A 25,889-nucleotide genomic window follows, 5' to 3' on the forward strand; every position below is an offset into this window, starting at 1 on the left:
GAAGCAAAGGTATAAAAAAAGAGACTGAAAAAATCAGCCTCTTCTATGTATAATACTAAAAAGATTTTTATTGCTTAATAATTTTTTTAGTAATTAAACTCTTATTAGAGTATAATTTTAGTAAATAAATACCAGGTTTAATAGTATTTAAATCTATACTAGTTTGATTTAAGTATGTAGCCATTAATTGACCCTGTATGCTGTATACTTCAACTTTTTCGATAGTATTTTTAGAATTAATATTTAAAATATTTTCTACAGGGTTAGGATACAGTTTAGTAGATGCATTTAATAAATCATGTTCAGTTACACTCAAAAGATTACAATCAGATGGATTTAATTCAATAGGTGTTCCTGGTGTTAAATCTACTCCTGTAAAACCAGAATAATCCATTGGGTATTTAAAAGCTCTAAATACAATATTCTGTGTTGCTGTGTCTCCTTGAGATACAATACCAGAAACAGTATCAGGATTTATATACTCCCATACAATATTATTACTAGAATCGATTTCAAAGAAATAACCAGAATCACCATCACAAATTAAAGTATTACCATTGGGTAATCTTTGGCCACTTGATAGTATAGCAGAGAAAAAATCAGTAGGAGGTGTAGCCATGTATTGCCATTCGGCTGCAGTTGGACCATAACCATTTGTTGCGTCAAAGACATAGACACCAGGCGCAGACGTTACAGGTGCAATTATGTCTACTGAAGAAGCAGAGGTTGTATTACCGTTGTTATAGATCATCAATTTACCAGCGTCTGTTAACCCATCTGGTATCCAGTGAGGATAATGTTGTCCATCTAAAGTTCTATCTGCGGCAGTCCCTTTATCATGCGATTCTGGGTTGCCCCATCTATATAAAAAATCTCCTCCTTTACCATATGTTCCTCCAGTATTTGATGCAGCTTCAACAGTTGTTGTAGAATGATCTATTATAAAAATTTCACTTAAATTACGAGAACTTAAAACGATCTGGTCTAATGTTTCATTATATTGAATAGAGTTAACATGTAACCAATTTGCATTGGAGGTTGATAAGTTTAAAAAATTAATATCTAATAATTGTGGGTTATCTGCGATAACACCAAAATTACTTTTTGTAGCATCAAAATCTTGTACTAAATGGTCTTTTATATTCCATTCCCAAACAACATTTGCTTGATCTGTACCAACAGGTTCTAACTCTAGTATTTGTTCATTAAACAATTTGTTTTCTGCTAATTTTGAAGGATCTCTTCCCGCTTCTATGGCTTCATTCATATCCATGGTGGTAACTGCTAACATTAATATATTACCGTTAGGAAGAGGGAACACATCGTGGTGTTGAGAAACTGTTGGGCTGGAGTAGGTATATTCCCATAATAAATTTCCATCCCAATCATAAAGTTCTACCTTACCGCCAACACCTCCAAAAGTAATATCGGCGTTGGCAATTTTACCAGCACGTAGTAAATTTCCATTTTCTAATAAGTATACAGCGTTTCCTGCTGTTACAGTACTAGACCATTGATTTATTACTTCACCACAATTGTTTATTAAATAAGTCTCTGTAGACCTTACAGGTGTAAAAAGAGTAAGGCCATCATAGGAGCTATTTTCATTTGTTATAACACCAACTGTATTTTGTGCATGCAAACTATTAAAAGATAGTATAACTAATAAGCATAATATTTTTTTCATTTCCAGTTTTTTGTAAAAATAAAAAAACCACCTCAATTGAGGTGGTTTTTACATTTATATTTTAATGGTTTTCTTAGTTAGAACATCCATTACTAGTACCACTAGTTATTTCTCCAACTGCAGGAGAAGGTCCTCCATTAAAAACGTTTCCGTTTGGATCAGTGATTTCGTAAGTGATTTCACCATCCCAGTCTCCACTTGAAAAAGCAAAAGAGTAAGTAGAACCTGTTGGGATCGGGATAAAGAATTCTTCTGTATCTCCTTCAACAGCGTAACTAGTTGTTGTACCATCTACAGTAACATCAATAGATGCTCCATTCCAACCATCTCCGTAACTATCGTTACCAACAATTTTCCATGTTGGTACATTAGGAATAGTTAAATCGATAAGATACCCATTACTAGATGGAGTTATAGCAGTTCTTACTCCAGCAGCAGTTATTTTAAGCTGAATGTTTTCATCAGACTCACAGTTCGTATCAAGCATTGCTGATACAGGGATGTCAAAAGTACTAACATAAGCAGGAACAGTAATTTCAAAACCTACATGAGGAATTCCTGTATCTGCATCAGTATCTTGATCTCCACTAGAGATATCGTCTTGAGTTCCGCTTCCTCCTACAAGTTCAATTTTAAATTGAGAAGGTACAGAAAGAGCTCTACTAAGTGTAAAAGGAATTACATCAGACTGCCCTTCAAGAACAGTTAAAGCTGTCACTGAAGTAGTAGCAGTAGGTTTAGGCTGAGCGTCTAAACCATCTAAATCGTCATCTACACAAGATGTTAACATAAAAGCTGAAGCTATGAATGTTAAAAGTGTTATTTTATTTAATTTCATGATTTTCATTTTTAAATTATAATCTAGTATATACTACGTTATCTAATTTTCTACAGCTTCCAGAAGCACATACATCAAAAGTTACATGTATATCACCTGTAATTTCATCAACATATCCAGCAGGATTAGTAGAACCAGCTCTACCTTCAACCGTGTTAGAGTAGAAATTACCTAAGTTCTGAGATACAATAAATACATCTCCACAAACAACATCCATAATATATCCATTTCTATCAGCAGGTGGTGCTAAAGGCGTAAATAATCCATTTGGTCCCCATGGTGGAGTACTATCAGATAAGAAACTATTTGGAACACCAGTACCAGTAAAGGTATGAACATCATTAGCATTGTATTGTAATAAATCTCCATCTAAATTAGTGTAATCAAATCTTAATGAATAAGAGAATTGATCTATAGTTGCTAAACAACCTACAAATTTTATTTCAATAGTTTTGTTAATATCAGATATCTGTGTACCAGCTTGATTAGATGTTAAATCTATAAAAACTGAAGTTGGTGTTTCTGAATCAAAACTTCCTGTGTTTATGTTTATAGGAAACTGAACAAAAGTTGAACCTTGTGGTAAAACAAGAGTACCTGGTAATGGTAAATCAAATTCAACACCTTCTGTAGCAGTTGATAATGCAGTATTAACTGCAAAGTTTACTGTTATATCTCCAGATGGTAATGTCCCACTTTGACCTCCTAAAAGGTTTACAGGATATTCTTTTGTAACAACACCTTCGTCAGCGAAATAACTGTTTGTAGCAGTTTTTTGAGCGAATCCTACAGTGTAAATACTAGATTGGAATCCATTGTCATTTTCGTCGTCTACAATACACGACACACTCACTAGCGCAGCTAGTAACAGTACTGATAATTTTTTAAAATTTTTCATATTTTTCATTTTTTTTTGTTAGTTAACATCCCAGAAAATCTTGCTAGAGAAAGCCTCAGAAGATGGTTGATTAGGAACGTTAGCAGAATTTGTTGAATACTCAGATGCTGGGTATAACATTCTATATGGTAATTGAGATTGTTCTGCAATTAAAGATAAAGGAACAGCTGGAAAACCAGTTCTGTTATAATCAATAAATGATTCAATAGCATTAATTCCACAAAGAGCAATCCATTTCTGAGTCATTATAGCTTCTATTTTATTAGAAGAACCAGACCAACCTACTAAATTAGTATTTTCTGTTGAACCGATGTAAGCAGCAGCTCCAGTTGCACCAAGTAAGTTAAATGAAGCAGTAATTCCACTGTGGAATAAAGCTTGTGCATTACCTGTGATGTAACCTTTGTGAGCAGCTTCAGCTTGTAAGAAGAAACTTTCAGCAGCAGTAAAGAAATAACTATCTTGTTCTGCAGAGAATCTTAATCCAGGACCTAATTCAGAAAATTCAGGACCAGAAGTTGCTCCTTGAACAACACCATTAATATCTCCAGCAGTATATGAACCTTCAGCTGGATCACCTACTGGCTCATACATTCTTACTAATCTTGGATCTAAAGTACCAGTAGCAACACCATCTTGAGTAGCTTCACCTCTTAAGAACTTAACCATGTAGTCTGATGGTACAATGAAGTCGTTATCAAAAGTTGGTTCACCTGTAGCAGTTGTTCCATAGTTATTCCAAAACGGGTTTTGTTGACCTGCAGCAGCAGCATAACCAGGATTTAATGTTGCATCTGTTGTTAAAAAGTTAGTTGATAATGCTGCAAATTGCTCTGTTAAATAAGTTGCAGTTTCAGCATCTGTACCAGCTAATTCAGATTGTCTTAATAAAATTCTTAATTTTAAAGTATTTGCTACTTGAATCCAACCATTAGCATCTCCATTAAATACAGTATCTTCAGTTCCAACTGGAAGATAATCACCTGAGTTTTCTAAAATTGCAATAGCTGCATCTAATTGTACTATTAAATCTCTGTAGATAGATTGAGCATCATCATAAGCAGGAGATATATTTAATCCAAACTGTAAAGCTTGAGAGTAAGGTATATTTCCATATAAATCTGTTAATACTTGGAAGTAATAAGACTTATTAATCATAGAGATCGCTTTGTAATTATTAAAAGCTGAATCTGGATTATCAATGATCGCTTGGAATGTTCCCATTCCTCTAAATAAATCTCTCCATATAATAGATCCTGGTGTGAAATTTTGAGTGAAGTTTAATCTAAACTCATCTTGAAAACCTCCAGTTACGTTATTAATATCACCACCCCACTGTTGCATTAATATACTACCCAGTTCGCTGGTTGTTACTTCATATCTAGCTCTTGGGGCTTGAATAGCTCCAGCTAAAAGTAATTTTGGACTAACTAAGTCTGTTGTTGCCGTTACTTCAGATTGATTTATATCTAATGTACTCTCACATGAAACAACAGATAAACCTAAAGCAAATAGGAATAGTCCTGTTTTTAAATATTTTTTCATCTTTTTCAATTTTTATTAAAATGTTAAGTTAAGTCCTAAACCAAAAGTTCTAGTTGGAGGTAAGTTACCCCCTTGTGTAGTAATACCTTGTGCGTTACCAGTTGAGAAACCTGATTCTGGATCACCATATCCTCTGTTTTCAGATGGTAAAATAGTAATTGGGTTTCTAGCTGTAGCGCTTATTTTAAGACCTGTAATAAAAGTGTTTTTAAAGAAATCTTTATTAACATCATAGCTTAAAGTTAATTCTCTTACTTTAAATGCAGTTGCATCTAATACGTGGTTTTCACCTACGTTTCTGTAGTTACCAAAGAAGTTAATGTAAGAACCTGCTCCTGTACTAGCAGAAGGAACACTTGTATTAGCTTCATATACTCCTGGAGATGTTTCTATTGCCGAGTTAGGGAATATGAAAGCACCACGACCACCTTGAGCTGTTTCTACTGCGTGACCTGACCAAGTTAAGTTAGATTTAGTATCTGAGTAAAATACGTGACCAGTTCTGTAGTCCATTGTTGCAGATAATGTAAATCCTTTATATCTAAAAGAAGTATTTAAGTTTACAATATGCTTAGGTGTAGTTCTTCCCATTATTTTAAGTCCAGAAGCTTCAATTGGGTTACCATTAGATGGGTCAATTAAAACACGTCCTTGAGGATCTCTTTCATAATAGTTAGATTGAATTACTGGGAATTGCTCTCCTTTGATAGCAAAAACTTCAGCAAAACCTGTGAAACCACCTAAAGATACTTGATCAACTTGATCAGTAACAGCTAATACTTCATTTTTAGTAGTACTATATCCAATATTTACATCAAAGTTAATATCTTCTGTTTTGATTACTTTAACACCTAAATCAAATTCTAAAGCTTGACCTTTAGTTTCTGCAATGTTAATTGTTGATCTGTTAATTCCAGATGCTGCAGATGCTGCAACTCCTGTAATTTGGTTATCTCCTTGGAATACAGAGTAACTAGCATCTAATGTAATTCTATCTTTAAGGAATCCTGCATTAAGACCAAATTCTTGAGTTGTTAAAAATTCAGGCTCTAATAATGGATCTGTAATTGTTTGGTCAACAACAAAAGAGTTTTGTCCTCCAATTGGGAAACCTGGTGCTTGGTTAAATGTTGGCTGTATTGCATATGCTCCAATTCCACCATCATTACCTACTTTTACGTAAGCAGCAGTTAATTTTAAGTAATTTAAAACATCACCTCCAAAGTTTTCAAAAGCCTTTGTAGGAACAAACGCTAAACTAGCAGAAGGGTAGAAGAAAGATTGGTTAGACTTAGCTAAAACTGAAGTCCAGTCATTTCTTCCTGTTATATTTAAGAATAAGAAATCTTTATATCCGAAATCTAAGTTTGCAAATGCTGCAATTCTTGATCTTGTAGATCTATTATCTGAAGGAGTAGTATTATTTAAATCATTAATGTTAAATGAAGAATAGATACCAGGTATAGTTAATCCAGAACCTCCAACTCCTGCAAAGCTACTCTTAAAGTATTGGTTGTTAACCCCTAAGTTAGCTGCAAAAGAAATATCTTCAGTTAACATGTAATCTAAGTTAATAAATAAATCAGTATAGTACTGAGAACTTCTTGAGTTGTTGTAAGAGAAATTATCTCCTAATGATCTGTCAGCACCTGTGTTATCTCTAATTTCTTGAGGCTCAACATATGCATTTTGGTAACTTAATCCACTACCATCGTTAATTCTAGCATTACTTAATAATTTTAAAGAAATGTTATCATTTACTTGGAAGCCTAACTCACCACCTAAACTAATATTATTACTTTCACCTTTAGATCTTTGGTTTACTAAGTTCCAGTATGGGTTTGTGAAATAAGCATTCCAGTGTCCTTCATTTCCTGAATTAGCAAAACTTTCAATAGGAATATTTGTTGCAGATTGTAATAACTGAGTATATAAGTTTCCGTTATGTCTCTCTACAGTAGTGTTAGTGTAAATTATGTTAGCAGATGCAGACCATTTACCAGCAGTTTTACCTGCGTTAAAAGTAAAAGTATTTCTTTTACGATCATCACCTTGGATGATAAATCCTTGTCTTACATTTCTTCCACCAAGAGTTAAGTAACCGTCAGCGTTTCCTGAAGAAACAGAGAAAGAATTTTGTCTAGTTAAACCAGTGCTAAAGAATTCTTTAACATGATCACTTCCTCTTGAAGAGTAAGGAGCAGTAATGAATGTACCATCAGCTTGTGGTAAACCTACAGGAACAATTTGTCCATCGAATTCTGGTCCCCATCCTCCATTTTCATAGATTACGTTTTCAAAACCATTTCCTAAATCCCATCCTTGTCCGTATCTTGTTTGTTTTTCAGGAACAAAAGCAACTGTTTCGATATCTAAAGAACTACTTATTCTAACAGTCATTTTTTCTCCTTTAGTTACTTTTTTAGTCGTAACAACGATAACACCATTTGATCCTTGTGAACCATATAATGCAGCACCGGCAGCACCCTTGATAACGTTTACAGTTTCAATTTGGTTAGGATCTATTGCATTTAAGAAAGTAGTACTAGATATAGCACCATCAATAACTACTAATGCTTGGTTATTACCAGATATAGAACGGTCTCCACGAAGAACGATTCTAGTTCCTCCACTTACACCATTAGAGTTTTGTGTAATTTGTAAACCAGATACTTTACCAGCTAAACCATTAACAACACTAGGGTTGTTAGCTTTAACTAATTCTTCTGTTTTCACTTCTTGATAAGCAGAAGTTACTTGATCTTTCTTTCTTTTAATACCAAGTGCTGTAATTACAACTTCATCTATAGCTGTAACATCAACCTCCATACCAAAACTGATATTATTTGATGCTCCTACTGTTTTATCTACAGTCTTGTAACCTATAGAAGAGTATTGTATAACATCTCCTGTACTTGCAGATAATGAGTAATTACCATCAAAATCTGTTTGTGTACCGTTACTTGTACCAACAACAAGAACACTTACTCCAGGCATCGGTAATCCGTTTTCATCGGATATCGTTCCTGAAATTGATTTTTCTTGTGCGAACGTTAGTTGCACAACAAACGCTAGAAATAGCGTTAAAATTCCACTAAACTTTGTTTTCATTTTATAATTTATTTGAATTAGTCTAGGCCAAAAATCCTAATTTAATGTTAATAAAACAATTTTTTTAGTACATTTTTTTGATATCGAGTGTTAATTTTAGCAATAAGCATCAATAATACGCCTAAAACTAATGCTATTTAGGGTTTGTTAAAGTTTTGAAAATAATTTAAAACTCTACAGGTTATTCTGAATAGCTGTCATTATTAAGGGTTTTTATGCTAATAAGTGCTAAAAATGGATAGTAGTTTTATTAGCATTTTCAAATAACTATAGTCAAAGGTCTTTATTGAGCAAGTTTTATGTAAATTTTATGAAAAAGAATACCCCCAAATTAGTATTTAACTTTTGGGGGTATTGATAAAATTGAGTCTTATTTAGCTATAAAGGCTAAATTAAGATGCTTATTTTTCTTTTAAATCTTTCTTTTCTTCAATAGAAATGGATTGTAACGTTTTTCCAGATGCTACTAAAACAGCATTTGGATCTTTAATAATATATGTTGCTCCTTCTTTTTCGATAAAGAAAGATGTTATAGCATTGGTGTTTCCATCATTAAGGCCTCCATTATTTATTATGAATAAGCTAGAAAGATCTTGTTGATTATTAAAGGCTCCAGCTTTGTTAAATTCTAAAATAGCAGGAATATTACCGCTCGCCATGTTTCCATTTGTTGTCCATAAGCTTGCGTCTATTCTGTAAAGAGCATCAGGAGCATTTGCAGGGATTGTTATAGATTCTGGGCAATCATTATAGCTAAAGGCTACGAAAGTACCATCTAAATATAGTTCTAAATCCATATCTATACCATTATTTACATCGCAAGGGTCTGTGGTTCCTAAATAGTTTCCGTCCCATTTAAGATTCATAATTAAATCTTCTACAGGAGCATCTTCTATATTAACTGTTATAATTTCATCTATAATTGCTTCTAAATTAGACGTAGATGATATTCTAAATTTAACAGACCTAGCTCCATTATCTATTAAGTCTCCTTTGGTTTTTATGTTTAATTGCAAATTCTCTTGAAATGGTTCATAACAGGTGTAATAGCCTGAACCGCCTAAATATCCAAACGAGAATTCTCCTCCTCCAAACCAACTTCTAAACATTGTACCTGATAACTCACTGCATGGAGCTACTTGAAAATTAGCTTCATTTGGGTGAATAGGGAAATCGATATTGTCAAGGTCGAATAAGTTAAAACCATTTCCATTTAATACTTCTCCAACTGGTATAGGATTATTGTTTTCATCTAAGACATCTATTCTAAGGTCTATTTTTGTGTCAACAGCATAATCTAATACCATATTAAAAACAGCAGTTTCACCTTCTGTAACTGTAACTGTGTTGTTTTGAAGTACTAATTTAGGTTTGCCTTTCTTTTCTAGTGTATCATCATCTTCACAAGAGTATAATGAGATAGCAATAACAGCAAAAGCTGTTAGTGTCATAAATTTTGTTATAATATTTTTCATAGTTGTTTTTATTGAGGTGTATATGTAGAACTGCCTAAGTCGAACCAAACATCATCTGGATCTACAGTAGCACCATTATAAATGATTAAATTGTCTATTGTTATTTCACCTGTTGTATTGTTAAGCGATACATTGCCCGATAATGCTGTGTCAAATTGCCAACCAGTAAGTGTAATATCTCCACAAATATCAACTAATGTCATAGAAATAGGGTTGACACCGCCGCCAGTACCTAAAAATGGCATCGTAAAAATGAAATTGTTAGGTGCAGTTTCTGTGAAATTAGTAACACCTCCTGCTCCAGATGGTAAATCGGGGTTTGTATATGTCCCAGCAATACCAGATTGACACCCTATGAATATTAGTTTTATAGATTGCTGAGCATCTGTAGTTTCTGCAATATCTTCTGGTGTTAAGTTTAATATAAGTTCTGTAGGTGAGTCTGGATTGAAATTACCAGTGTTGACATTTAGTATTAACTCTCCAAAATCTCTTTGAGCTGGAAGCGTTATGCTAGATGTGTTTAAATTAAATTCTACACCTTGTTGTGCTGTGCTTGCAGGGTCAATAGTAAAAGGAATATTTAAATCTGTTTCAGCGAAACCTTTCCCGCCTCCTAGAAACGACATTCGGATTATGTTTTCAATAGTACCTATGTCTGAAAAATGACTTATAGTTACTACCGATTCTGTAAAACCTACAACAATAGGAGTGTTTGCTTGATTAACTTCTTGTTGTGATTGCTCATCGTCTACAAGACATGAGGATGTCAAAGAAGACGTTATTAATATAATGAGTAATAATTTTATTTTTTTCATGATTTTATTTTTTATTTATAGATCCCAAAACACTTTGGTGTTAAATGCAGATTCAACGGTTTGATTAAATGCATTTACATTTTGAGAATTTCCAGTATATTCAGAAGTAGGGTATAATAATCTATTTGGCCTACTAGGTCTAGTAGCAATGTCTGGAAGCGGCATATTGCTTGGAAATCCTGTTCTTGTAAATTCTATCCATGTTTCTATACCATTAGTTCCTCCTAGATCAAGCCACTTTTGAGTGATAATTGCTTCCAACTTATTTGAAGTGCCATCCCAACCAATTTTATCTACAGTATTAGAATCTGTAAGATAACTACCTAAAGTAGCTCCAAGTCTATTGAAAGAAGCTGTAATTGCAGATTGAAACAATCCTTTTGCATCTCCACTATTTAAAAGTGATTTATGTACTGCTTCAGATTGTAAGAATAGAGATTCTGAAGCTGTCATAATATAACCATCTTGATCGGGAGAAGATAACAAACCTGGTCCTATACGAGAAGGCTGTCCATTACCTCCTTGAGTATTTCCTTGTATTGTGATTTGCGAACCTCTAAGCGCGTAAAGTCTATTTAATCTATTATCTATTACATTTGTGGTTGTGCCATCTAAGAATTCAACTAAAAAAGTTGTTGGGCCAGCTCTTCTATTAGAAAATGTTGCACTGGCATCATTTCCAAATTCACCAGGGTTATAGCCAAATGTAGCTGCAAACGGATTCATTCTTCCTGCTTGGTCTGCGTAACCAGGATTTATAGTAACATCATCTCCTATACCAAGAAAGTTAGTGCTAGGATCATTTAGTTTTACAAATTCACTATTAACAAATGCTAGGATATCATTTTCGTTAGGATTAGCTACTGCATAATCGTTTATACGTAATAACATTCTTAATTTAAGACTGTTTCCAAACCTAATCCATTTATCTATATTGCCATTCATTATAACATCATTTGATCCTAAAGGAATTACTGAAGCTGCATTTGTAGTATTTATTTGATCTATAGCATCGTTAATTTGAGTAATTAATGAGATGTATATTTCTTCTTGCTTATCATACTTAGGAAATAGATTTCCACCTCTTTGATGAATTTCGGAAAATGGAATATCTCCATATAAATCAACTAAATATTGGAAGAAAAATGCTCTATATATCTTAGAAACACCTTTATGATAATCGTAATTGCCTGGTATTTCTGTATTGATTATTTGGGTTAGGTTACCGGTTCTAGCCATTAAGCCATCCCAGATATCGCTATAAAAATCTGTAGATAGTTGAAATTGAAATTCACTAAAATAGGGTGCTTGAATTTGTTGGGTGTTTCCAGACCATGTGGCAATCATAGTGTTTCCTAATTCATTCATTCGTGTCATAAGTACAGCGGCAGGAACTGTTTGCGCTCCAGGGAGTATAACTTCTGGTGAGAGTTCGTTAATGACTGTGCCGTTGGGATCTTCGTTTACTAAAACGTCTTCACATGCTGTTGAAATTGAGATAACAATTGCAATTAGAAAGATTTTGTATATGGTATTTATTTGTTTCATTTTTCTAGAAATTAAGTTTTACATTCATTGAGTAAAATTTGGTAGGAGGAGTTTGTCCGAATCCACCAATTCCAGATCCAATTTCAGGATCATTATAACCTCTATTCTCTTTTGGTGTGACTACAAGTAAGTTTCTTCCGCTTACACCAAGTGAAAGTCCATTAATAAATGTGCTTTCTAACCACTCACTAGGTAAGGTGTAGCTTAATGCAACTTCTCTAAGTTTAAAAGCTGTTGCATCTAAAATAAAGTTTTCATCAACTCCTAAAAAGTTTGGACTTTGTATAAAAGATTGATATGCTCTATATGGATTTGAAGCACTATATGATGGACCAGTTAATACGGTTGTATTTGAAACACCAGAACCAGCTACAGATGAGTTTGGGAAAATAAAATGTCCTCTGCCATTTTCTGCGGTTATAAACGAGCGCCCTTGTCCTGTTAAGTTGTTGTATATTCCAGAATAGAAAACATGGCCAGTTCTGTAATCTGCAGTAGCGCTTAATCTAAATCCTTTATAAGTAATCTCTGTACCAAAATTTAGAATATAATCTGGTGTTGTTTTACCTAAAACTTTTAAACCAGAAGCTATTCTTGGAACCCCATTTGCATCTATAAGGACTCTTCCTTGTTCATCTCTTTCGTATGCACTACCTTGTATTAAAGGAAATTCTTGACCTTGTATAGCGTATATGCCTGGAGAACCAGCTCCTAATGTGTCAGAATCGTCAGTTATTTTAGTTGCTATTGTTTTTTGTGAAGCATAACTAACATTTAAATCCCATCTAAAATCATCAGACTTAATAGGAGTTAATCCTAAATCTAACTCATAAGCATTAGTTTCTGTTTTTCCTACGTTTATACCAGCGCTAAATACACTAGTTGCGCTAGAAACTGAAGCACTTAGTATTTGGTTGTTGTTTGTGTAAAATGAATAGCTACCATCTAAAGTAATTCGAGGTGTGCCTTTACGTCTTAAGAACTCTAAATTAATATTCATCTCGTATGTATTAATAAATTCAGGCTCAATTGCATTGTCAAATGTTGTAGTGGGAATTAAAAAAGAATTCACGCCACTAGGGAAAGGGAATGCTCCAGGTCTAAAACCTGTATCGAATAAGTCGTGAGGTCCTAGAGCAGAAATATTAGCTACTTTTACATAACCTCCAGAAACTTTCATTTTATGTAAAATGTCTCCTTTTAACTCAGGAAATGCCTTTGTAGGTATAAAAGATATTCCAGCAGAACCATATAAGAAGCCTATATCTTCAACAGATCTTCCAGGAGACTGTAATCTAGAATCCCATTCTTGCCTAGCTGCTAAGTTTAAAAATAAGTAGTCTTTATAGCTAAAATCTGCATTTACATATACAGATTGTTGTCTGGATTTTCTTGTAAAATCAGTAACATTGATTCCGTTAGATATATTTTCTACAGTATATAGTCCAGGCAGCGTTAATTGAGAGCCATTAGTAGATTGACCAAAAGCATTAGCTTCGGTAGCATTAAAACCTATTAACGATTTTAAACCAATATCTTCAGTTAATTGATAATTGAAATTGGTTATTAAATCTGTATATAATGTTCTCGAATTATTACTATTTACTGTTAGGGTAGATTGTATATCCCTACCATCACCAGTTACAGTATAGGTCTCTACATAATCATTAACATATTGTATACCGTTTCCGCTGTTAGTTACAATATTACTTCTTAAGATAGTACTAATATTGTCATTAAACTTGTAGCTAATTTCTGCGGATAAATCTGCTCTAATGTTTCTAGATTCTGCTCTTTGGTTGTTTCTTACCCAATAAGGGCTGTTTCCAAAAGCTGTCCAATGATCGGCGTTGCTTCCTGATGAAAATTGAGAAATATCTATATCACTTGGAGCTTGAGATAATTGAGCGTAAACGCCATTAGAAACATTTTGATCTTCGTTAGTTAAACGCGCATTTCCTGAGAGAGACAGTTTTCCAAATGTTTTACCAGCACTTAATGCAAAAAAATCTTTTTTATAAGTATCCCTACCTATAATACCATCTGTTTTTCTTCTGTTAGCTGTAAGTGAGTAAAAACCTTCGCTATCTCCGCCAGAAACAGTAATTGTATTTTGTAGAGCAGTACCAGTTTCGAAAAATGCTTTTATATTATCTTTTTTAAAAGAGTATCTTTCGTATCTAAAATCATTAACAGTGGGGTAGGGTAAGCCAACAGGTTGTAAAGAGCCATCGTATTCTGGCCCCCAAGAACCTTGATCGAAAGCATCAATTTCTCCCCAATAACCTTTTCCGAATCGATCTTGTAATTGAGGTAAAAACGCAATGTCTTCAAACGTAACTGTGCTAGATAGGCTAACATTTACTTTTCCTTTGTTTTTGGTTCCTTTTTTTGTAGTAACTACTATAACTCCATTACCACCTCTGGAACCATAAAGGGCAGCACCATTAGGGCCTTTTATTACATTGATAGATTCTATAATTTCTGGATCTAAATCTGAAAGAATCCCAGCAGAAGAAATAACGTTATCTATTACTACTAATGCAGAGTTTGATCCAGATAAAGATCGTGTTCCTCTCAATCTAATCGAGGTTGTAGGGTTTACACCTGTATTGGTTGTGTTAATTTGTAATCCCGAAACCTTACCTGCTAATGATTGTACAGCATCTGGATTGTTAGCAGCAACAATTTCTTCAGCTTTTACATTTTCGTATGCGGTTGTTATTTCGTCTGGTTTTCTTTTTATACCTACCGCTCCAGTAATTAAAATTTCTTCTAAAGCTGAAGCTTCTTCTGTCATAGTTATATTAATAACGCTAGACGCTCCTACAATTTGCTCTATTGTTTTGTAGCCTAGAGAAGAGAAAATAATAGTTTTTCCTACACCAATATCTAGGGTGTAGTTTCCATCAAAATCGCTCTGTGTACCATTACTGGTGTCCTTTTCAATAATGTTAACACCGGGAAGGGGTATTCCGTCTTGATCGGAGACTACTCCCGTGATTTTTTTTTCTTGTGCTAAAGATAATTGCACAGCTAACGCTAGAAATAGCGTTAAAATTACACTAGTTTTTGTTTTCATATTAGTTTTTACTGTTTTACCTCGAGTCTGATTCATACAATAAATAGAGTTGTATAAATGCTAGTTTTGTATGCTAAAATTTGGTGTGTAAGCATACAAACAGACAAAATCTGTGTAGTTAAGATGTAATAAGATTTTGAAACAATACTATAATAAGGGTGGTTAAGGGGGATAGTATTGTAACTCGCTTTAAATTAATTGTTTAATTAATCAAACTCGGGTTTTATGTGAAATAGTCCAGTGAAAAATTACATATAATAACTAAATAAAACAAAGTTTTGTGTGTTAAATTTAATATTAAGAGTTATTTTTTGAGTAATTCTTAAAAAATAGCGACTAAACTTAAATGAATCTTAGAGTTTGAGAATTTGAATTTTTGATCTTGAGTCTTTCCATTAGCAAAATTAAATTTAAGTAACCCGGCTTTAGTTATAATACCAAATCCAAGACCGAACCCATATAGATTTTCATTTTGAACAGTGACTTTATTTTCTAGTCTAGAATAATCTATAATAGAATGCACATATATGCTATTGCTTAATTTGTAACGATACTCTGTATTTAATACTCCAAATAGAGTAGCGGCTAAGCTGTTCTCTTGAAATCCTCTAATTGAGTTAATGCCACCAAAACGAATTAATTCATTTTCTAAAAAAGAATCTGAAGTGAGTAAGGCGCCATTAAGCCTTAAAAAAATACTATTGCTTTCATTTAAATTAAAAATATGATGGGCATTCAGTGCAACTTTAGTTTGTTGTTCTGTTGTATTATTTAAGTCTCTGCTTCCAAAACCAACTTCAATATTTACAAGAGAATTAATTTGAAAAAGTCTGTTGTAATTGCGCCTATTTTCAAAATCATATTTTAATATATAAAACCTTGATTTATAATCATCAACGTTAAAAGAATTTTCGCTATCAAGAAGATTATTAGATTCTGTAGTGTCAATCCCTAGAAATACTTTGCTTTTTGCGTCTAACTGATAATAAAGCTTAGCTTTTTTGTTAATAGTTGTAAAAGAAGAATCCTTTTTAAAAATGTTTAATTCTAATTCAGTACCAATAGGAGTGCTAAATAAATAAGGGAGATTTAATCTTACTTCGAAGTTTTTTTGTTCGCTTTCATCACTCTTATATAAAAGCCTAAAGGACTCACCATAATTGAAATTATTATTTAATTCTAGATTTAAATAACCGTTAAACTCTATATTATTTGTTTCTTCATTTGTACTAAAACCTAAAAAACCATCAAAAGTATTACTGAGAGTTTTTTCTATGTATAAATATAAATGGGTAGAATCGTTTGTAAATAACACCTCGGGTTCTTTAATGGTATTAGCAAAGCGTAAATTGTCTAAAGTTTGGATCCTTTTTTTTATGTCTTCAATATTAAAAACGGTTTCAGGTTTAATCTTTAAAAACCGCTTCAAGTAAGATTTAGGAAACTTTTCATAGCCTTTAATAATAATTTTATCAAGGCCTCTTTGTTGCTTATCTTTAATAATAACAATATTAGCTTCAAGTGTTTTACTATCTTTTATTTTTATTTCAGAAAGTTTAAGTTTGGTAAAAGGGAAACCTTTCTTTGCTATTTCAGAATTAATAAAATTTAAAACACTTTCGGTGGAAGTAAAAGGAATAGTAAAATGAGTGTCTGAATTATCATTTGAGACTAAATCCGTTATGCTTTTGTCTATTTCATTATTATTATAATGAAGTATTATTGTTTCGTACTTTGTGTTAAGGGCTATGGTAGAAGTGAACAAACTATCATTTGCTCGCTTTAAAGATAATAGCCTGTTTTCAATGTAACCAGCTTTAAAAAGTGTTTTTCTAAGAGAATCAATTTCTCTAGTAATGGCATTATAATCCGCTAAAGTTTTGTTGTAGCTGTATGAATGTAATACTTTTGTTTCAATGGAGTCATTTCCAGTAATCTCTAGATTTAGATTCTGTGAATGAGTTGTTTTGAAATAAAAAACAACAACGATTAATAAAAACAGAGATTTTTTTTGCACTACAATTTTATAAATTAAGGTTTGTAAAACTAACGCAAAAACAGTACATATAATATATAGATTTAAGTAATTTTGAAAAACTACTGAAAATTAATCTTTTAGGATTTGAATTTTTAATTTTAATTACTACCTTTGCAGCCCTCTTAGAAGAGGTCAATTAAATTTATATATAAATATATATGCCAACAATTTCACAATTAGTAAGAAAAGGAAGAGCCAAAATAACCAAGAAGAGTAAATCGGCTGCTTTAGATTCTTGTCCACAAAGACGTGGTGTGTGTACTCGTGTGTATACAACGACACCTAAAAAACCTAACTCAGCAATGCGTAAGGTAGCAAGGGTGCGTTTAACAAACGGAAACGAGGTAAATGCATACATTGGCGGTGAAGGACATAACCTACAAGAGCACTCGATAGTATTGGTTAGAGGTGGAAGGGTAAAAGATTTACCAGGAGTTAGATACCACATTGTACGTGGAGCATTAGATACCGCTGGTGTCGATGGTCGTACACAACGTAGATCTAAGTATGGTGCTAAACGCCCTAAGAAGTAATTTTAAAACTTTAAGAAGAAGACATGAGAAAAAGAGCAGCCAAAAAAAGACCGCTTTTGCCGGATCCACGTTTTAACGATCAGTTAGTAACTCGTTTCGTTAACATGATGATGTGGGATGGTAAGAAGTCAGTGGCTTTTAAAGTGTTTTACGATGCGATTGATATTGTAGACACAAAGAAAACAGATGAAGAAAAAACAGCATTAGAGATATGGAAAGATGCCCTGTCTAACGTTATGCCTCACGTAGAAGTACGTAGTCGTAGAGTTGGAGGTGCTACATTTCAAATTCCTAACCCAATACGTGCAGACCGTAAAGTTTCTACAGCAATGAAATGGTTAATAAACTATTCAAGAAAAAGAAATGAGAAATCTATGGCGCAACGTTTAGCTTCAGAGATTTTAGCAGCAGCTAAGGAAGAAGGAGCAGCGGTTAAGAAAAGAGTAGATACTCATAAAATGGCTGAAGCAAATAAAGCATTCTCTCACTTTAGATTTTAATTAGAAATGGCAAGAGATTTAAAATTTACAAGAAATATTGGAATTGCGGCTCATATTGATGCTGGTAAAACAACAACAACAGAGCGTATTCTTTATTATACAGGAGTTTCTCACAAAATTGGTGAAGTACACGATGGTGCTGCAACAATGGACTGGATGGAGCAAGAGCAAGAACGTGGTATTACTATTACTTCTGCGGCTACAACATGTGAGTGGAAATTTCCAATTGAAAACGGAAGTCCAACACCAGATACAAAAGGATATCACTTTAATATTATTGATACTCCTGGTCACGTAGATTTTACCGTAGAGGTAAACCGTTCTTTACGTGTATTAGATGGTTTAGTATTCTTATTTAGTGCGGTTGATGGTGTAGAACCACAATCTGAAACTAACTGGAGACTAGCAGATAACTATAAAGTACCTAGAATTGGTTTCGTTAACAAAATGGACCGTCAAGGATCAAACTTTTTAGGAGTTTGTCAACAAGTAAAAGACATGTTAAAGTCTAATGCTGTGCCAATTGTATTAAATATTGGTGATGAAGCTGACTTTAAAGGAATTATCGATTTAGTGAAAAACCGTGCTATTGTATGGCATGATGAAACTCAAGGGGCAACTTTTGATGTTATCGATATCCCAGAAGATATGAAAGAAGAAGCGCGTAAGTACCGTGCACTTTTAATTGAAGAAGTGGCAACTTACGATGAGAATCTTTTAGAAAAATTTATGGAAGATGAAGATTCTATTACAGAAGAAGAAGTGCATGCTGCACTTAGAGCTGCTGTAATGGATATGGCAATCATTCCAATGATTTGTGGTTCTGCGTTTAAAAACAAAGGGGTACAGTTTTTATTAGATGCTGTATGTCGTTATTTACCTTCTCCAACAGATAAGGAAGGTATTGTAGGGACTAACCCAAATACAGAAGAAGAAGAAATACGTAAGCCAGATGTAAATGAGCCTTTTGCAGCTTTAGCATTTAAAATTGCTACAGATCCTTTTGTAGGACGTTTAGCATTCTTTAGAGCTTATTCTGGACGTTTAGATGCAGGATCTTACATTCTTAATAACCGTTCAGGTAAAAAAGAACGTATTTCACGTATATACCAAATGCACTCTAATAAGCAAAATGCGATCGATTTTATTGAAGCAGGAGATATTGGAGCGGCAGTAGGATTTAAAGACATTAAGACAGGTGATACAATGTCTGATGAAAAACATCCTATCGTTTTAGAATCTATGGACTTCCCAGATCCAGTAATTGGTATCGCGGTTGAGCCTAAAACTAAAGCAGATGTAGATAAATTAGGGATGGCTTTATCAAAGTTATCTGAAGAAGATCCAACATTTACAGCTAGAACAGACGAAGCATCAGGTCAAACAATTATATCAGGAATGGGTGAGCTTCACTTAGATATTATTGTAGATCGTTTAAAGCGTGAGTTTAAAGTAGAAGTAAACCAAGGTCAGCCTCAAGTAGAGTACAAAGAAGCAATTACAAGACGTGCAGAACACAGAGAAGTTTACAAAAAGCAATCTGGTGGACGTGGTAAATTCGCAGACATTGTATTTACATTAGAGCCAGCTGAAGAAGGTAAAGTAGGATTAGAATTCGTGTCTGAAATTAAAGGTGGTAACGTTCCTAAAGAATTTATCCCTTCAATTGAAAAAGGATTTAAAATGGCGATGGTAAATGGACCATTAGCAGGATACGAAGTAGACGCTATGAAGGTGACATTAACAGATGGATCATACCACGATGTGGATTCAGATCAGTTATCTTTCGAATTAGCAGCTAAGTTAGGATTTAAAAATTCAGCAAAAGCAGCTAAGGCGGTAATCATGGAACCAATAATGAAACTAGAAGTAATCACTCCAGAAGAAAACATGGGTGATATTGTAGGAGATTTAAATAGAAGAAGAGGACAAGTAAGTGACATGGGAGACAGAGCAGGTGCAAAAACTGTAAAAGCTACCGTGCCATTATCTGAAATGTTTGGATATGTAACAACATTAAGAACATTATCATCAGGTAGAGCAACATCTACTATGGAATTTTCACACTATGCTGAAACACCTTCAAATATTTCAGAAGAAGTAATTAAAGCAGCAAAAGGCGTTGAAGCTTAAAACTAAAGAAAATGAGTCAAAAAATTAGAATAAAATTAAAGTCTTACGATCACAATTTAGTTGATAAGTCTGCTGATAAGATTGTAAAAACAGTAAAGAGTACTGGTGCTGTAGTAACTGGACCAATTCCATTACCAACACACAAGAAAATTTTCACTGTATTACGTTCACCACACGTAAACAAGAAGTCTAGAGAACAATTTCAATTAAGCTCTTACAAGAGATTATTAGATATTTACTCTTCATCTTCTAAAACAATAGATGCTTTAATGAAGCTTGAATTACCAAGTGGAGTAGAGGTTGAAATCAAAGTTTAAGTAAATGAAACTTCACTTTCATTTTAGAAAGTGTTTAGTTGAATTTATCCCAAATTTATTTTGGGATCTCGTGAAAGAGATTCCTGTTTACACAGGAAGTAAACATGTCCTAAGCTGCGAGCGAAGGAAAAACGGTAAAAATACAATTCAAGGCTGGAACGTATTTTCAGCCTTGAATATTTTTTAAATAAATAATTATTAATAATTGATTGGTGAGTTTTAGAACATATCTAAAATTAACAATCGTAAATCTAAAATTAAAATGTCTGGGTTAATTGGAAAAAAAATCGGTATGACCAGCATCTTCGATGAGAATGGAAAAAATATTCCATGTACAGTAATCGAAGCTGGACCATGTATCGTTACCCAAGTCAGAACTGAAGAGGTTGATGGTTATGAAGCTATTCAACTTGGTTTCGATGACGCGACAGAAAAAAGTGCTACTAAAGCGGACTTAGGTCACGCTAAAAAAGCAGGAACTTCTGTAAAACGCAAAATCGTAGAATTTCAAGGTTTTGAGGAGGAGTACAAGTTAGGTGATGCAATCACTGTAGAGCACTTTGTAGAAGGTGAATTTGTTGATGTATCAGGAACATCAAAAGGTAAAGGATTCCAAGGAGTTGTAAAACGTCATGGATTTGGTGGTGTAGGTCAAGCTACTCACGGTCAACACAACCGTTTAAGAGCGCCAGGTTCTATTGGAGCGGCATCTTATCCAGCTAGAGTATTCAAAGGAATGAAGATGGCAGGAAGAATGGGTGGAGACACAATAAAAGTTCAAAATTTAAGAGTTTTAAAAGTAGTTGCAGATAAAAACTTACTTGTAGTGAAAGGTTGTGTGCCAGGTCACAAAAACGCTTATGTAACGATTAGAAAATAATGAAAGTAGCAGTTTTAGATATAAACGGAAAAGAAACAGGTAGAAAGGCAGACCTTTCTAACGATGTTTTTGCTATTGAGCCTAATAATCACGCTGTATATTTGGATGTTAAACAATATTTAGTAAACCAAAGACAGGGAACTCACAAATCGAAAGAAAGAGCTGAGATTACTGGTAGTACACGTAAGATTAAGAAGCAAAAAGGAACTGGTACAGCCAGAGCAGGTAGTATCAAGTCTGGAGTATTTAGAGGTGGAGGACGTATGTTCGGACCAAGACCAAGAAATTACTCTATAAAACTTAATAAGAACTTAAAGCGTTTAGCGCGTAGATCTGCATTAAGTATAAAAGCAAACGAGAAGTCATTAGTTGTTTTAGAAGACTTTAATTTTGAGTCGCCAAAGACTAAAAATTTCACTAATATTTTGAAAGCTTTAGACTTACAAAACAAAAAATCTCTGTTTGTGTTGGGTGCGTCAAATAATAATGTATATTTGTCGTCACGCAATTTAAAAGGCTCTGAAGTAATAACTGCTTCAGAATTAAGTACTTACAAGATTTTAAATGCAAATCAAGTAGTGCTTTTAGAAGGAGCTTTAGAAGGAATTGTAACGAATTTAAGTAAATAAAGAGACGATGAATATCTTAATTAAACCGATAATCACAGAAAAAGCGACTGCAAATAGTGAGTTAAACAACTGTTTCAGTTTCTTCGTGAATACAAAGGCGAACAAGGTAGAAATTAAAAAAGCAGTTGAAGCTGCTTATGGAGTTTCTGTTGAAAAAGTTCGTACTATAAATGTCCGTCCAGATAGAAAAACTAAGTTTACTAAAACTGGTATTCAACATGGTAAAACAAATGCAATGAAAAAAGCAATTGTACAACTGGCGGAAGGTGAGATAATTGATTTATACACTAACATGTAATTAAAGACAAATGTCAGTAAGAAAATTAAAACCAATCACACCAGGACAGCGATTTAGAGTTGTTAATGGATTTGACGCCATTACAACTGATAAGCCGGAGAAGAGTTTATTAGCTCCGAAAAAACGTTCAGGTGGTAGAAACAGTCAAGGTCGTATGACTATGCGCTACAAAGGTGGTGGTCATAAGAAAAGGTACCGTATTATTGATTTCAAAAGAGCTAAAACAGGAATTCCTGCTGAAGTAGCTTCAATTCAATACGATCCAAACAGAACAGCGTTTATCGCATTATTAAATTACCAAGATGGTGAGAAAGCTTATATCATTGCTCAAAATGGTTTAAAAGTTGGACAAACTATTGTTTCAGGTGAAAAAGTTGCTCCAGAAATTGGAAATGCAATGCCTTTAGCAAACATTCCATTAGGTACAATTATTTCTTGTGTAGAGTTACGTCCAGGACAAGGAGCAGTTATGGCTCGTAGTGCTGGTGCTTTTGCTCAATTAATGGCAAGAGATGGTAAATTCGCAACTATCAAATTACCTTCAGGAGAAACGAGATTAATCTTAGTAACTTGTATGGCTACAATTGGAGTAGTATCTAACTCAGATCACCAATTATTAGTTTCAGGTAAAGCAGGTAGAAGTAGATGGTTAGGTAGAAGACCAAGAACTAGACCAGTAGTAATGAATCCAGTTGATCACCCAATGGGTGGTGGTGAAGGTAAATCTTCAGGAGGACACCCTCGTTCTAGAAACGGTATACCAGCTAAAGGATTTAGAACACGTTCTAAGACTAAAGCAAGTAATAAATATATTGTAGAACGTAGAAAGAAATAAGACATGGCAAGATCATTAAAAAAAGGACCTTACGTTCATTATAAATTAGAAAGAAAAGTGGCTGCTAATGTAGAAGCTAACAAGAAAACTGTAATTAAAACTTGGTCTAGAGCAAGTATGATTACTCCAGATTTTGTTGGACAAACTATAGCTGTACACAATGGCCGTCAATTTGTACCAGTTTACGTTACTGAAAACATGGTAGGTCATAAATTAGGAGAATTTTCACCAACAAGATCTTTTAGAGGTCATGCAGGTGCTAAAAATAAAGGTAAAAAGTAGTAAGCTATGGGAAGTCGTAAAAAACAAATGGCAGACGCTATTAAGGAAGCAAAAAAACAAGTTGCTTTTGCTAAACTTAATAACTGTCCTACATCACCGAGAAAAATGCGTTTAGTAGCCGATTTAGTAAGAGGTGAAAAAGTAGAAAAAGCACTTAACATTTTAAAGTTTAGTCAAAAAGAAGCTTCAAATCGTTTAGAGAAATTGTTAGTATCAGCTATTGCTAACTGGCAAGCTAAAAACGAAGATGCAAGCATCGAAGAAGCAGAACTTTTTGTTAAAGAAATTAGAGTTGACGGAGGATCTATGTTAAAAAGATTACGTCCAGCACCTCAAGGTCGTGCACACAGAATAAGAAAACGTTCTAACCACGTAACAATAGTAGTTGGAGCTAACAATAATACACAAAGCTAAGATAGATATGGGACAAAAGACAAATCCAATCGGAAATCGCTTAGGAATTATCAGAGGATGGGAATCTAACTGGTACGGAGGAAACGATTATGGTGATAAACTTGCCGAAGACGATAAGATTAGAAAATACGTTCACGCGCGTTTATCTAAAGCTAGTGTAAGTAGAGTAATAATAGAGAGAACTTTAAAACTTGTAACCGTTACTATCACTACGGCTCGTCCAGGTATCATTATAGGTAAAGGAGGTCAAGAGGTAGACAAGTTAAAAGAAGAACTTAAGAAAATTACTGGAAAAGAAGTTCAGATTAACATCTTTGAAATTAAAAGACCTGAACTTGATGCGTTTTTAGTAGCATCTAGTATTGCTCGTCAAATTGAAAATAGAATTTCATACAGACGTGCAATAAAAATGGCTATAGCTGCTACAATGCGTATGAATGCAGAAGGAATTAAAGTTCAAATTAGTGGGCGTTTAAATGGTGCAGAAATGGCACGTTCTGAACACTACAAAGAAGGACGTATTCCTTTATCAACTTTTAGAGCCGATATTGATTACGCACTTGTTGAGTCGCATACTACTTATGGTAGATTAGGTGTGAAAGTGTGGATTATGAAAGGTGAAGTATATGGTAAAAGAGAACTTTCTCCTCTTGTTGGATTATCTAAGAAGCAAGGAAAAGGTGGACGAGGACAAGGTGGAAATAATAAGAACCAATCTCGTCGTAGAAAGTAATTTTTTAAAGAAAAGAAAAAATGTTACAGCCTAAAAGAACAAAATTTCGTAAACAGCAAAAAGGACGTATGAAAGGAAATGCCGGAAGAGGGCACCAACTTTCTAACGGTACTTTTGGAATAAAATCACTAGACTCGAACTTTTTAACTTCGCGTCAAATAGAAGCAGCACGTATTGCCGCTACACGTTACATGAAAAGAGAAGGGCAACTTTGGATTAAAATATTTCCAGACAAGCCTATTACAAAGAAACCTCTAGAAGTACGTATGGGTAAAGGTAAAGGTGCCGTAGAATATTGGGCAGCAGTAGTTAAACCAGGTAGAATGCTTTTTGAAGTAGGAGGTGTACCATTAGACGTAGCTAAAGAAGCTTTACGTTTAGCAGCTCAAAAATTACCTGTAAAAACTAAGTTTGTAATTGCTAGAGATTACGAAGCATAATTTATTGATATTATGAAACAATCAGAAATTAAAGAATTATCTGTAGCTGAGTTACAAGATAAACTTAGTGAAACAAAGAAGAGTTATTCAGACCTAAAAATGGCACATGCAATATCTCCTTTAGAGAACCCAATCCAATTACGTTCAGTAAGACGTGATGTAGCTAGATTGGCAACAGAAATAACTAAAAGAGAATTACAATAATTCTGCTTAATGATGGAAAAAAGAAACTTAAGAAAAGAACGTATAGGAATTGTTACAAGTAACAAAATGCAGAAATCTATTGTGGTTTCTGAGGTGAAAAAAGTAAAACACCCTATGTACGGAAAGTTCGTGTTAAAAACGAAAAAATACGTTGCACACGACGAGACAAACGATTGTAATATTGGAGATACTGTAAAGATCATGGAAACAAGACCTATGAGTAAATCTAAATGTTGGAGATTAGTTGAAATAATTGAAAGAGCGAAGTAATTATGGTACAACAAGAATCAAGACTAAAAGTAGCAGATAACACTGGAGCAAAAGAAGTATTAACAATACGTGTTCTAGGTGGTACTAAAAGAAGATACGCTTCTGTAGGTGACAAAATAGTTGTTACAGTAAAAGATGCAACTCCTAATGGAAACATTAAAAAAGGAGCAGTATCTACAGCAGTAGTTGTACGTACTAAAAAAGAAGTAAGACGTCCAGATGGATCTTATATAAGATTTGATGATAACGCTTGTGTACTTTTAAACCCAACAGGGGAAATGAGAGGAACACGTGTTTTTGGACCTGTTGCTAGAGAACTTCGTGATAAACAATTCATGAAAATTGTATCATTAGCACCAGAGGTGCTTTAATTGATAAAGT

The 25,889-nt window shown here is 33.8% G+C and carries 25 protein-coding genes; 15 read left to right on the plus strand and 10 right to left on the minus strand.

The genetic code is table 11. From position 1 onward, the window contains the following. Nucleotides 1-67: 67 nt before the first annotated feature. The 10 genes from ACVC2P_RS04875 to ACVC2P_RS04920 form a co-directional block, all read right to left on the minus strand. Nucleotides 68-1,687 (minus strand): aryl-sulfate sulfotransferase, encoded by a 1,620-nt coding sequence (locus ACVC2P_RS04875; RefSeq protein WP_452597363.1) that lies wholly within the window; start codon nt 1,685-1,687, stop codon nt 68-70. A 73-nt stretch (nt 1,688-1,760) separates the two neighbouring features. Then, nucleotides 1,761-2,525: a hypothetical protein gene (locus ACVC2P_RS04880; protein ID WP_452597364.1), complete on the minus strand. Its 765-nt coding sequence runs from the start codon at nt 2,523-2,525 to the stop codon at nt 1,761-1,763. Nucleotides 2,526-2,541: 16 nt separating this feature from the next. Then, complete coding sequence (locus ACVC2P_RS04885; protein WP_452597365.1) at nt 2,542-3,423, minus strand: hypothetical protein; 882 nt, start codon at nt 3,421-3,423, stop codon at nt 2,542-2,544. An 18-nt stretch (nt 3,424-3,441) separates the two neighbouring features. After that, the gene (locus tag ACVC2P_RS04890) at nt 3,442-4,968 is read right to left on the minus strand and encodes a SusD/RagB family nutrient-binding outer membrane lipoprotein (RefSeq protein ID WP_452597366.1); all 1,527 of its coding nucleotides are present in this window, start codon (nt 4,966-4,968) and stop codon (nt 3,442-3,444) included. Between the two features lie 15 nt (nt 4,969-4,983). Continuing rightward, nucleotides 4,984-8,079, minus strand: coding sequence for a SusC/RagA family TonB-linked outer membrane protein (locus tag ACVC2P_RS04895; RefSeq protein WP_452597367.1), 3,096 nt, complete (start codon nt 8,077-8,079; stop codon nt 4,984-4,986). Between the two features lie 401 nt (nt 8,080-8,480). Then, nucleotides 8,481-9,554, minus strand: coding sequence for a hypothetical protein (locus ACVC2P_RS04900; RefSeq protein ID WP_452597368.1), 1,074 nt, complete (start codon nt 9,552-9,554; stop codon nt 8,481-8,483). Nucleotides 9,555-9,562: 8 nt separating this feature from the next. Then, nucleotides 9,563-10,372, minus strand: a complete 810-nt coding sequence (locus ACVC2P_RS04905) for a hypothetical protein (protein WP_452597369.1) — start codon at nt 10,370-10,372, stop codon at nt 9,563-9,565. Nucleotides 10,373-10,387: 15 nt separating this feature from the next. Continuing rightward, on the minus strand, nt 10,388-11,920 hold the full coding sequence (locus ACVC2P_RS04910) for a SusD/RagB family nutrient-binding outer membrane lipoprotein (RefSeq protein WP_452597370.1): 1,533 nt from the start codon (nt 11,918-11,920) through the stop codon (nt 10,388-10,390). A 4-nt stretch (nt 11,921-11,924) separates the two neighbouring features. After that, nucleotides 11,925-15,002 (minus strand): SusC/RagA family TonB-linked outer membrane protein, encoded by a 3,078-nt coding sequence (locus tag ACVC2P_RS04915; protein WP_452597371.1) that lies wholly within the window; start codon nt 15,000-15,002, stop codon nt 11,925-11,927. Between the two features lie 322 nt (nt 15,003-15,324). Then, entirely contained in the window at nt 15,325-17,019 is a 1,695-nt protein-coding gene (locus ACVC2P_RS04920; RefSeq protein ID WP_452597372.1) for a POTRA domain-containing protein, read from the minus strand. Nucleotides 17,020-17,198: 179 nt separating this feature from the next. Between ACVC2P_RS04920 and rpsL the strand changes: the two genes are divergently transcribed. From rpsL to rplN, 15 genes are all read left to right on the plus strand, one after another. Further along, the gene (rpsL, locus tag ACVC2P_RS04925) at nt 17,199-17,573 is read left to right on the plus strand and encodes a 30S ribosomal protein S12 (protein ID WP_013869047.1); all 375 of its coding nucleotides are present in this window, start codon (nt 17,199-17,201) and stop codon (nt 17,571-17,573) included. 23 nt (nt 17,574-17,596) lie between these two features. Then, entirely contained in the window at nt 17,597-18,073 is a 477-nt protein-coding gene (gene rpsG / locus ACVC2P_RS04930; RefSeq protein ID WP_452597373.1) for a 30S ribosomal protein S7, read from the plus strand. A gap of 6 nt (nt 18,074-18,079) precedes the next feature. Then, nucleotides 18,080-20,206, plus strand: a complete 2,127-nt coding sequence (gene fusA, locus ACVC2P_RS04935) for an elongation factor G (protein WP_452597374.1) — start codon at nt 18,080-18,082, stop codon at nt 20,204-20,206. Between the two features lie 11 nt (nt 20,207-20,217). Further along, nucleotides 20,218-20,523 (plus strand): 30S ribosomal protein S10, encoded by a 306-nt coding sequence (gene rpsJ / locus ACVC2P_RS04940; protein ID WP_007650482.1) that lies wholly within the window; start codon nt 20,218-20,220, stop codon nt 20,521-20,523. 262 nt (nt 20,524-20,785) lie between these two features. Beyond that, nucleotides 20,786-21,403 (plus strand): 50S ribosomal protein L3, encoded by a 618-nt coding sequence (rplC, locus tag ACVC2P_RS04945; protein WP_452597375.1) that lies wholly within the window; start codon nt 20,786-20,788, stop codon nt 21,401-21,403. Beyond that, the gene (rplD, locus tag ACVC2P_RS04950; RefSeq protein ID WP_452597376.1) at nt 21,403-22,032 is read left to right on the plus strand and encodes a 50S ribosomal protein L4; all 630 of its coding nucleotides are present in this window, start codon (nt 21,403-21,405) and stop codon (nt 22,030-22,032) included. Before rplC ends, rplD begins: the two co-directional genes overlap by 1 nt. Nucleotides 22,033-22,039: 7 nt before the next feature. After that, entirely contained in the window at nt 22,040-22,330 is a 291-nt protein-coding gene (gene rplW, locus ACVC2P_RS04955; protein ID WP_452597377.1) for a 50S ribosomal protein L23, read from the plus strand. Between the two features lie 10 nt (nt 22,331-22,340). Further along, a complete protein-coding gene (gene rplB / locus ACVC2P_RS04960; protein ID WP_452597378.1) occupies nt 22,341-23,165 on the plus strand; it encodes a 50S ribosomal protein L2 in 825 nt (274 codons plus the stop codon). Between the two features lie 3 nt (nt 23,166-23,168). Next, nucleotides 23,169-23,447, plus strand: coding sequence for a 30S ribosomal protein S19 (gene rpsS, locus ACVC2P_RS04965; RefSeq protein ID WP_013869040.1), 279 nt, complete (start codon nt 23,169-23,171; stop codon nt 23,445-23,447). 6 nt (nt 23,448-23,453) lie between these two features. Next, nucleotides 23,454-23,861: a 50S ribosomal protein L22 gene (gene rplV / locus ACVC2P_RS04970; protein ID WP_452597379.1), complete on the plus strand. Its 408-nt coding sequence runs from the start codon at nt 23,454-23,456 to the stop codon at nt 23,859-23,861. A 7-nt stretch (nt 23,862-23,868) separates the two neighbouring features. Then, nucleotides 23,869-24,594 (plus strand): 30S ribosomal protein S3, encoded by a 726-nt coding sequence (gene rpsC / locus ACVC2P_RS04975; protein WP_452597397.1) that lies wholly within the window; start codon nt 23,869-23,871, stop codon nt 24,592-24,594. 20 nt (nt 24,595-24,614) lie between these two features. After that, nucleotides 24,615-25,034: a 50S ribosomal protein L16 gene (gene rplP, locus ACVC2P_RS04980; protein ID WP_452597380.1), complete on the plus strand. Its 420-nt coding sequence runs from the start codon at nt 24,615-24,617 to the stop codon at nt 25,032-25,034. Nucleotides 25,035-25,046: 12 nt separating this feature from the next. Beyond that, nucleotides 25,047-25,238 carry a 50S ribosomal protein L29 gene (gene rpmC / locus ACVC2P_RS04985; protein ID WP_452597381.1) on the plus strand — a complete coding sequence of 64 codons (192 nt, stop codon included), beginning with the start codon at nt 25,047-25,049 and terminating at the stop codon, nt 25,236-25,238. A gap of 12 nt (nt 25,239-25,250) precedes the next feature. Continuing rightward, nucleotides 25,251-25,508, plus strand: a complete 258-nt coding sequence (gene rpsQ, locus ACVC2P_RS04990) for a 30S ribosomal protein S17 (protein WP_452597398.1) — start codon at nt 25,251-25,253, stop codon at nt 25,506-25,508. A gap of 2 nt (nt 25,509-25,510) precedes the next feature. Continuing rightward, nucleotides 25,511-25,879 (plus strand): 50S ribosomal protein L14, encoded by a 369-nt coding sequence (rplN, locus tag ACVC2P_RS04995; protein WP_111659928.1) that lies wholly within the window; start codon nt 25,511-25,513, stop codon nt 25,877-25,879. The last annotated feature ends 10 nt before the right edge of the window (nt 25,880-25,889 follow it).

The organism is Pontimicrobium sp. MEBiC01747, from assembly GCF_053601635.1.

Bases quoted from the DNA above. Each gene is read 5' to 3' on its own strand.
- ACVC2P_RS04875 (WP_452597363.1), bottom strand. From the start codon at position 1,687: ATGAAAAAAATATTATGCTTATTAGTTATACTATCTTTTAATAGTTTG.
- ACVC2P_RS04880 (WP_452597364.1), bottom strand. From the start codon at position 2,525: ATGAAATTAAATAAAATAACACTTTTAACATTCATAGCTTCAGCTTTT.
- ACVC2P_RS04885 (WP_452597365.1), bottom strand. From the start codon at position 3,423: ATGAAAAATTTTAAAAAATTATCAGTACTGTTACTAGCTGCGCTAGTG.
- ACVC2P_RS04890 (WP_452597366.1), bottom strand. From the start codon at position 4,968: ATGAAAAAATATTTAAAAACAGGACTATTCCTATTTGCTTTAGGTTTA.
- ACVC2P_RS04895 (WP_452597367.1), bottom strand. From the start codon at position 8,079: ATGAAAACAAAGTTTAGTGGAATTTTAACGCTATTTCTAGCGTTTGTT.
- ACVC2P_RS04900 (WP_452597368.1), bottom strand. From the start codon at position 9,554: ATGAAAAATATTATAACAAAATTTATGACACTAACAGCTTTTGCTGTT.
- ACVC2P_RS04905 (WP_452597369.1), bottom strand. From the start codon at position 10,372: ATGAAAAAAATAAAATTATTACTCATTATATTAATAACGTCTTCTTTG.
- ACVC2P_RS04910 (WP_452597370.1), bottom strand. From the start codon at position 11,920: ATGAAACAAATAAATACCATATACAAAATCTTTCTAATTGCAATTGTT.
- ACVC2P_RS04915 (WP_452597371.1), bottom strand. From the start codon at position 15,002: ATGAAAACAAAAACTAGTGTAATTTTAACGCTATTTCTAGCGTTAGCT.
- rpsL (WP_013869047.1), top strand. From the start codon at position 17,199: ATGCCAACAATTTCACAATTAGTAAGAAAAGGAAGAGCCAAAATAACC.
- rpsG (WP_452597373.1), top strand. From the start codon at position 17,597: ATGAGAAAAAGAGCAGCCAAAAAAAGACCGCTTTTGCCGGATCCACGT.
- fusA (WP_452597374.1), top strand. From the start codon at position 18,080: ATGGCAAGAGATTTAAAATTTACAAGAAATATTGGAATTGCGGCTCAT.
- rpsJ (WP_007650482.1), top strand. From the start codon at position 20,218: ATGAGTCAAAAAATTAGAATAAAATTAAAGTCTTACGATCACAATTTA.
- rplC (WP_452597375.1), top strand. From the start codon at position 20,786: ATGTCTGGGTTAATTGGAAAAAAAATCGGTATGACCAGCATCTTCGAT.
- rplD (WP_452597376.1), top strand. From the start codon at position 21,403: ATGAAAGTAGCAGTTTTAGATATAAACGGAAAAGAAACAGGTAGAAAG.
- rplW (WP_452597377.1), top strand. From the start codon at position 22,040: ATGAATATCTTAATTAAACCGATAATCACAGAAAAAGCGACTGCAAAT.
- rplB (WP_452597378.1), top strand. From the start codon at position 22,341: ATGTCAGTAAGAAAATTAAAACCAATCACACCAGGACAGCGATTTAGA.
- rpsS (WP_013869040.1), top strand. From the start codon at position 23,169: ATGGCAAGATCATTAAAAAAAGGACCTTACGTTCATTATAAATTAGAA.
- rplV (WP_452597379.1), top strand. From the start codon at position 23,454: ATGGGAAGTCGTAAAAAACAAATGGCAGACGCTATTAAGGAAGCAAAA.
- rpsC (WP_452597397.1), top strand. From the start codon at position 23,869: ATGGGACAAAAGACAAATCCAATCGGAAATCGCTTAGGAATTATCAGA.
- rplP (WP_452597380.1), top strand. From the start codon at position 24,615: ATGTTACAGCCTAAAAGAACAAAATTTCGTAAACAGCAAAAAGGACGT.
- rpmC (WP_452597381.1), top strand. From the start codon at position 25,047: ATGAAACAATCAGAAATTAAAGAATTATCTGTAGCTGAGTTACAAGAT.
- rpsQ (WP_452597398.1), top strand. From the start codon at position 25,251: ATGGAAAAAAGAAACTTAAGAAAAGAACGTATAGGAATTGTTACAAGT.
- rplN (WP_111659928.1), top strand. From the start codon at position 25,511: ATGGTACAACAAGAATCAAGACTAAAAGTAGCAGATAACACTGGAGCA.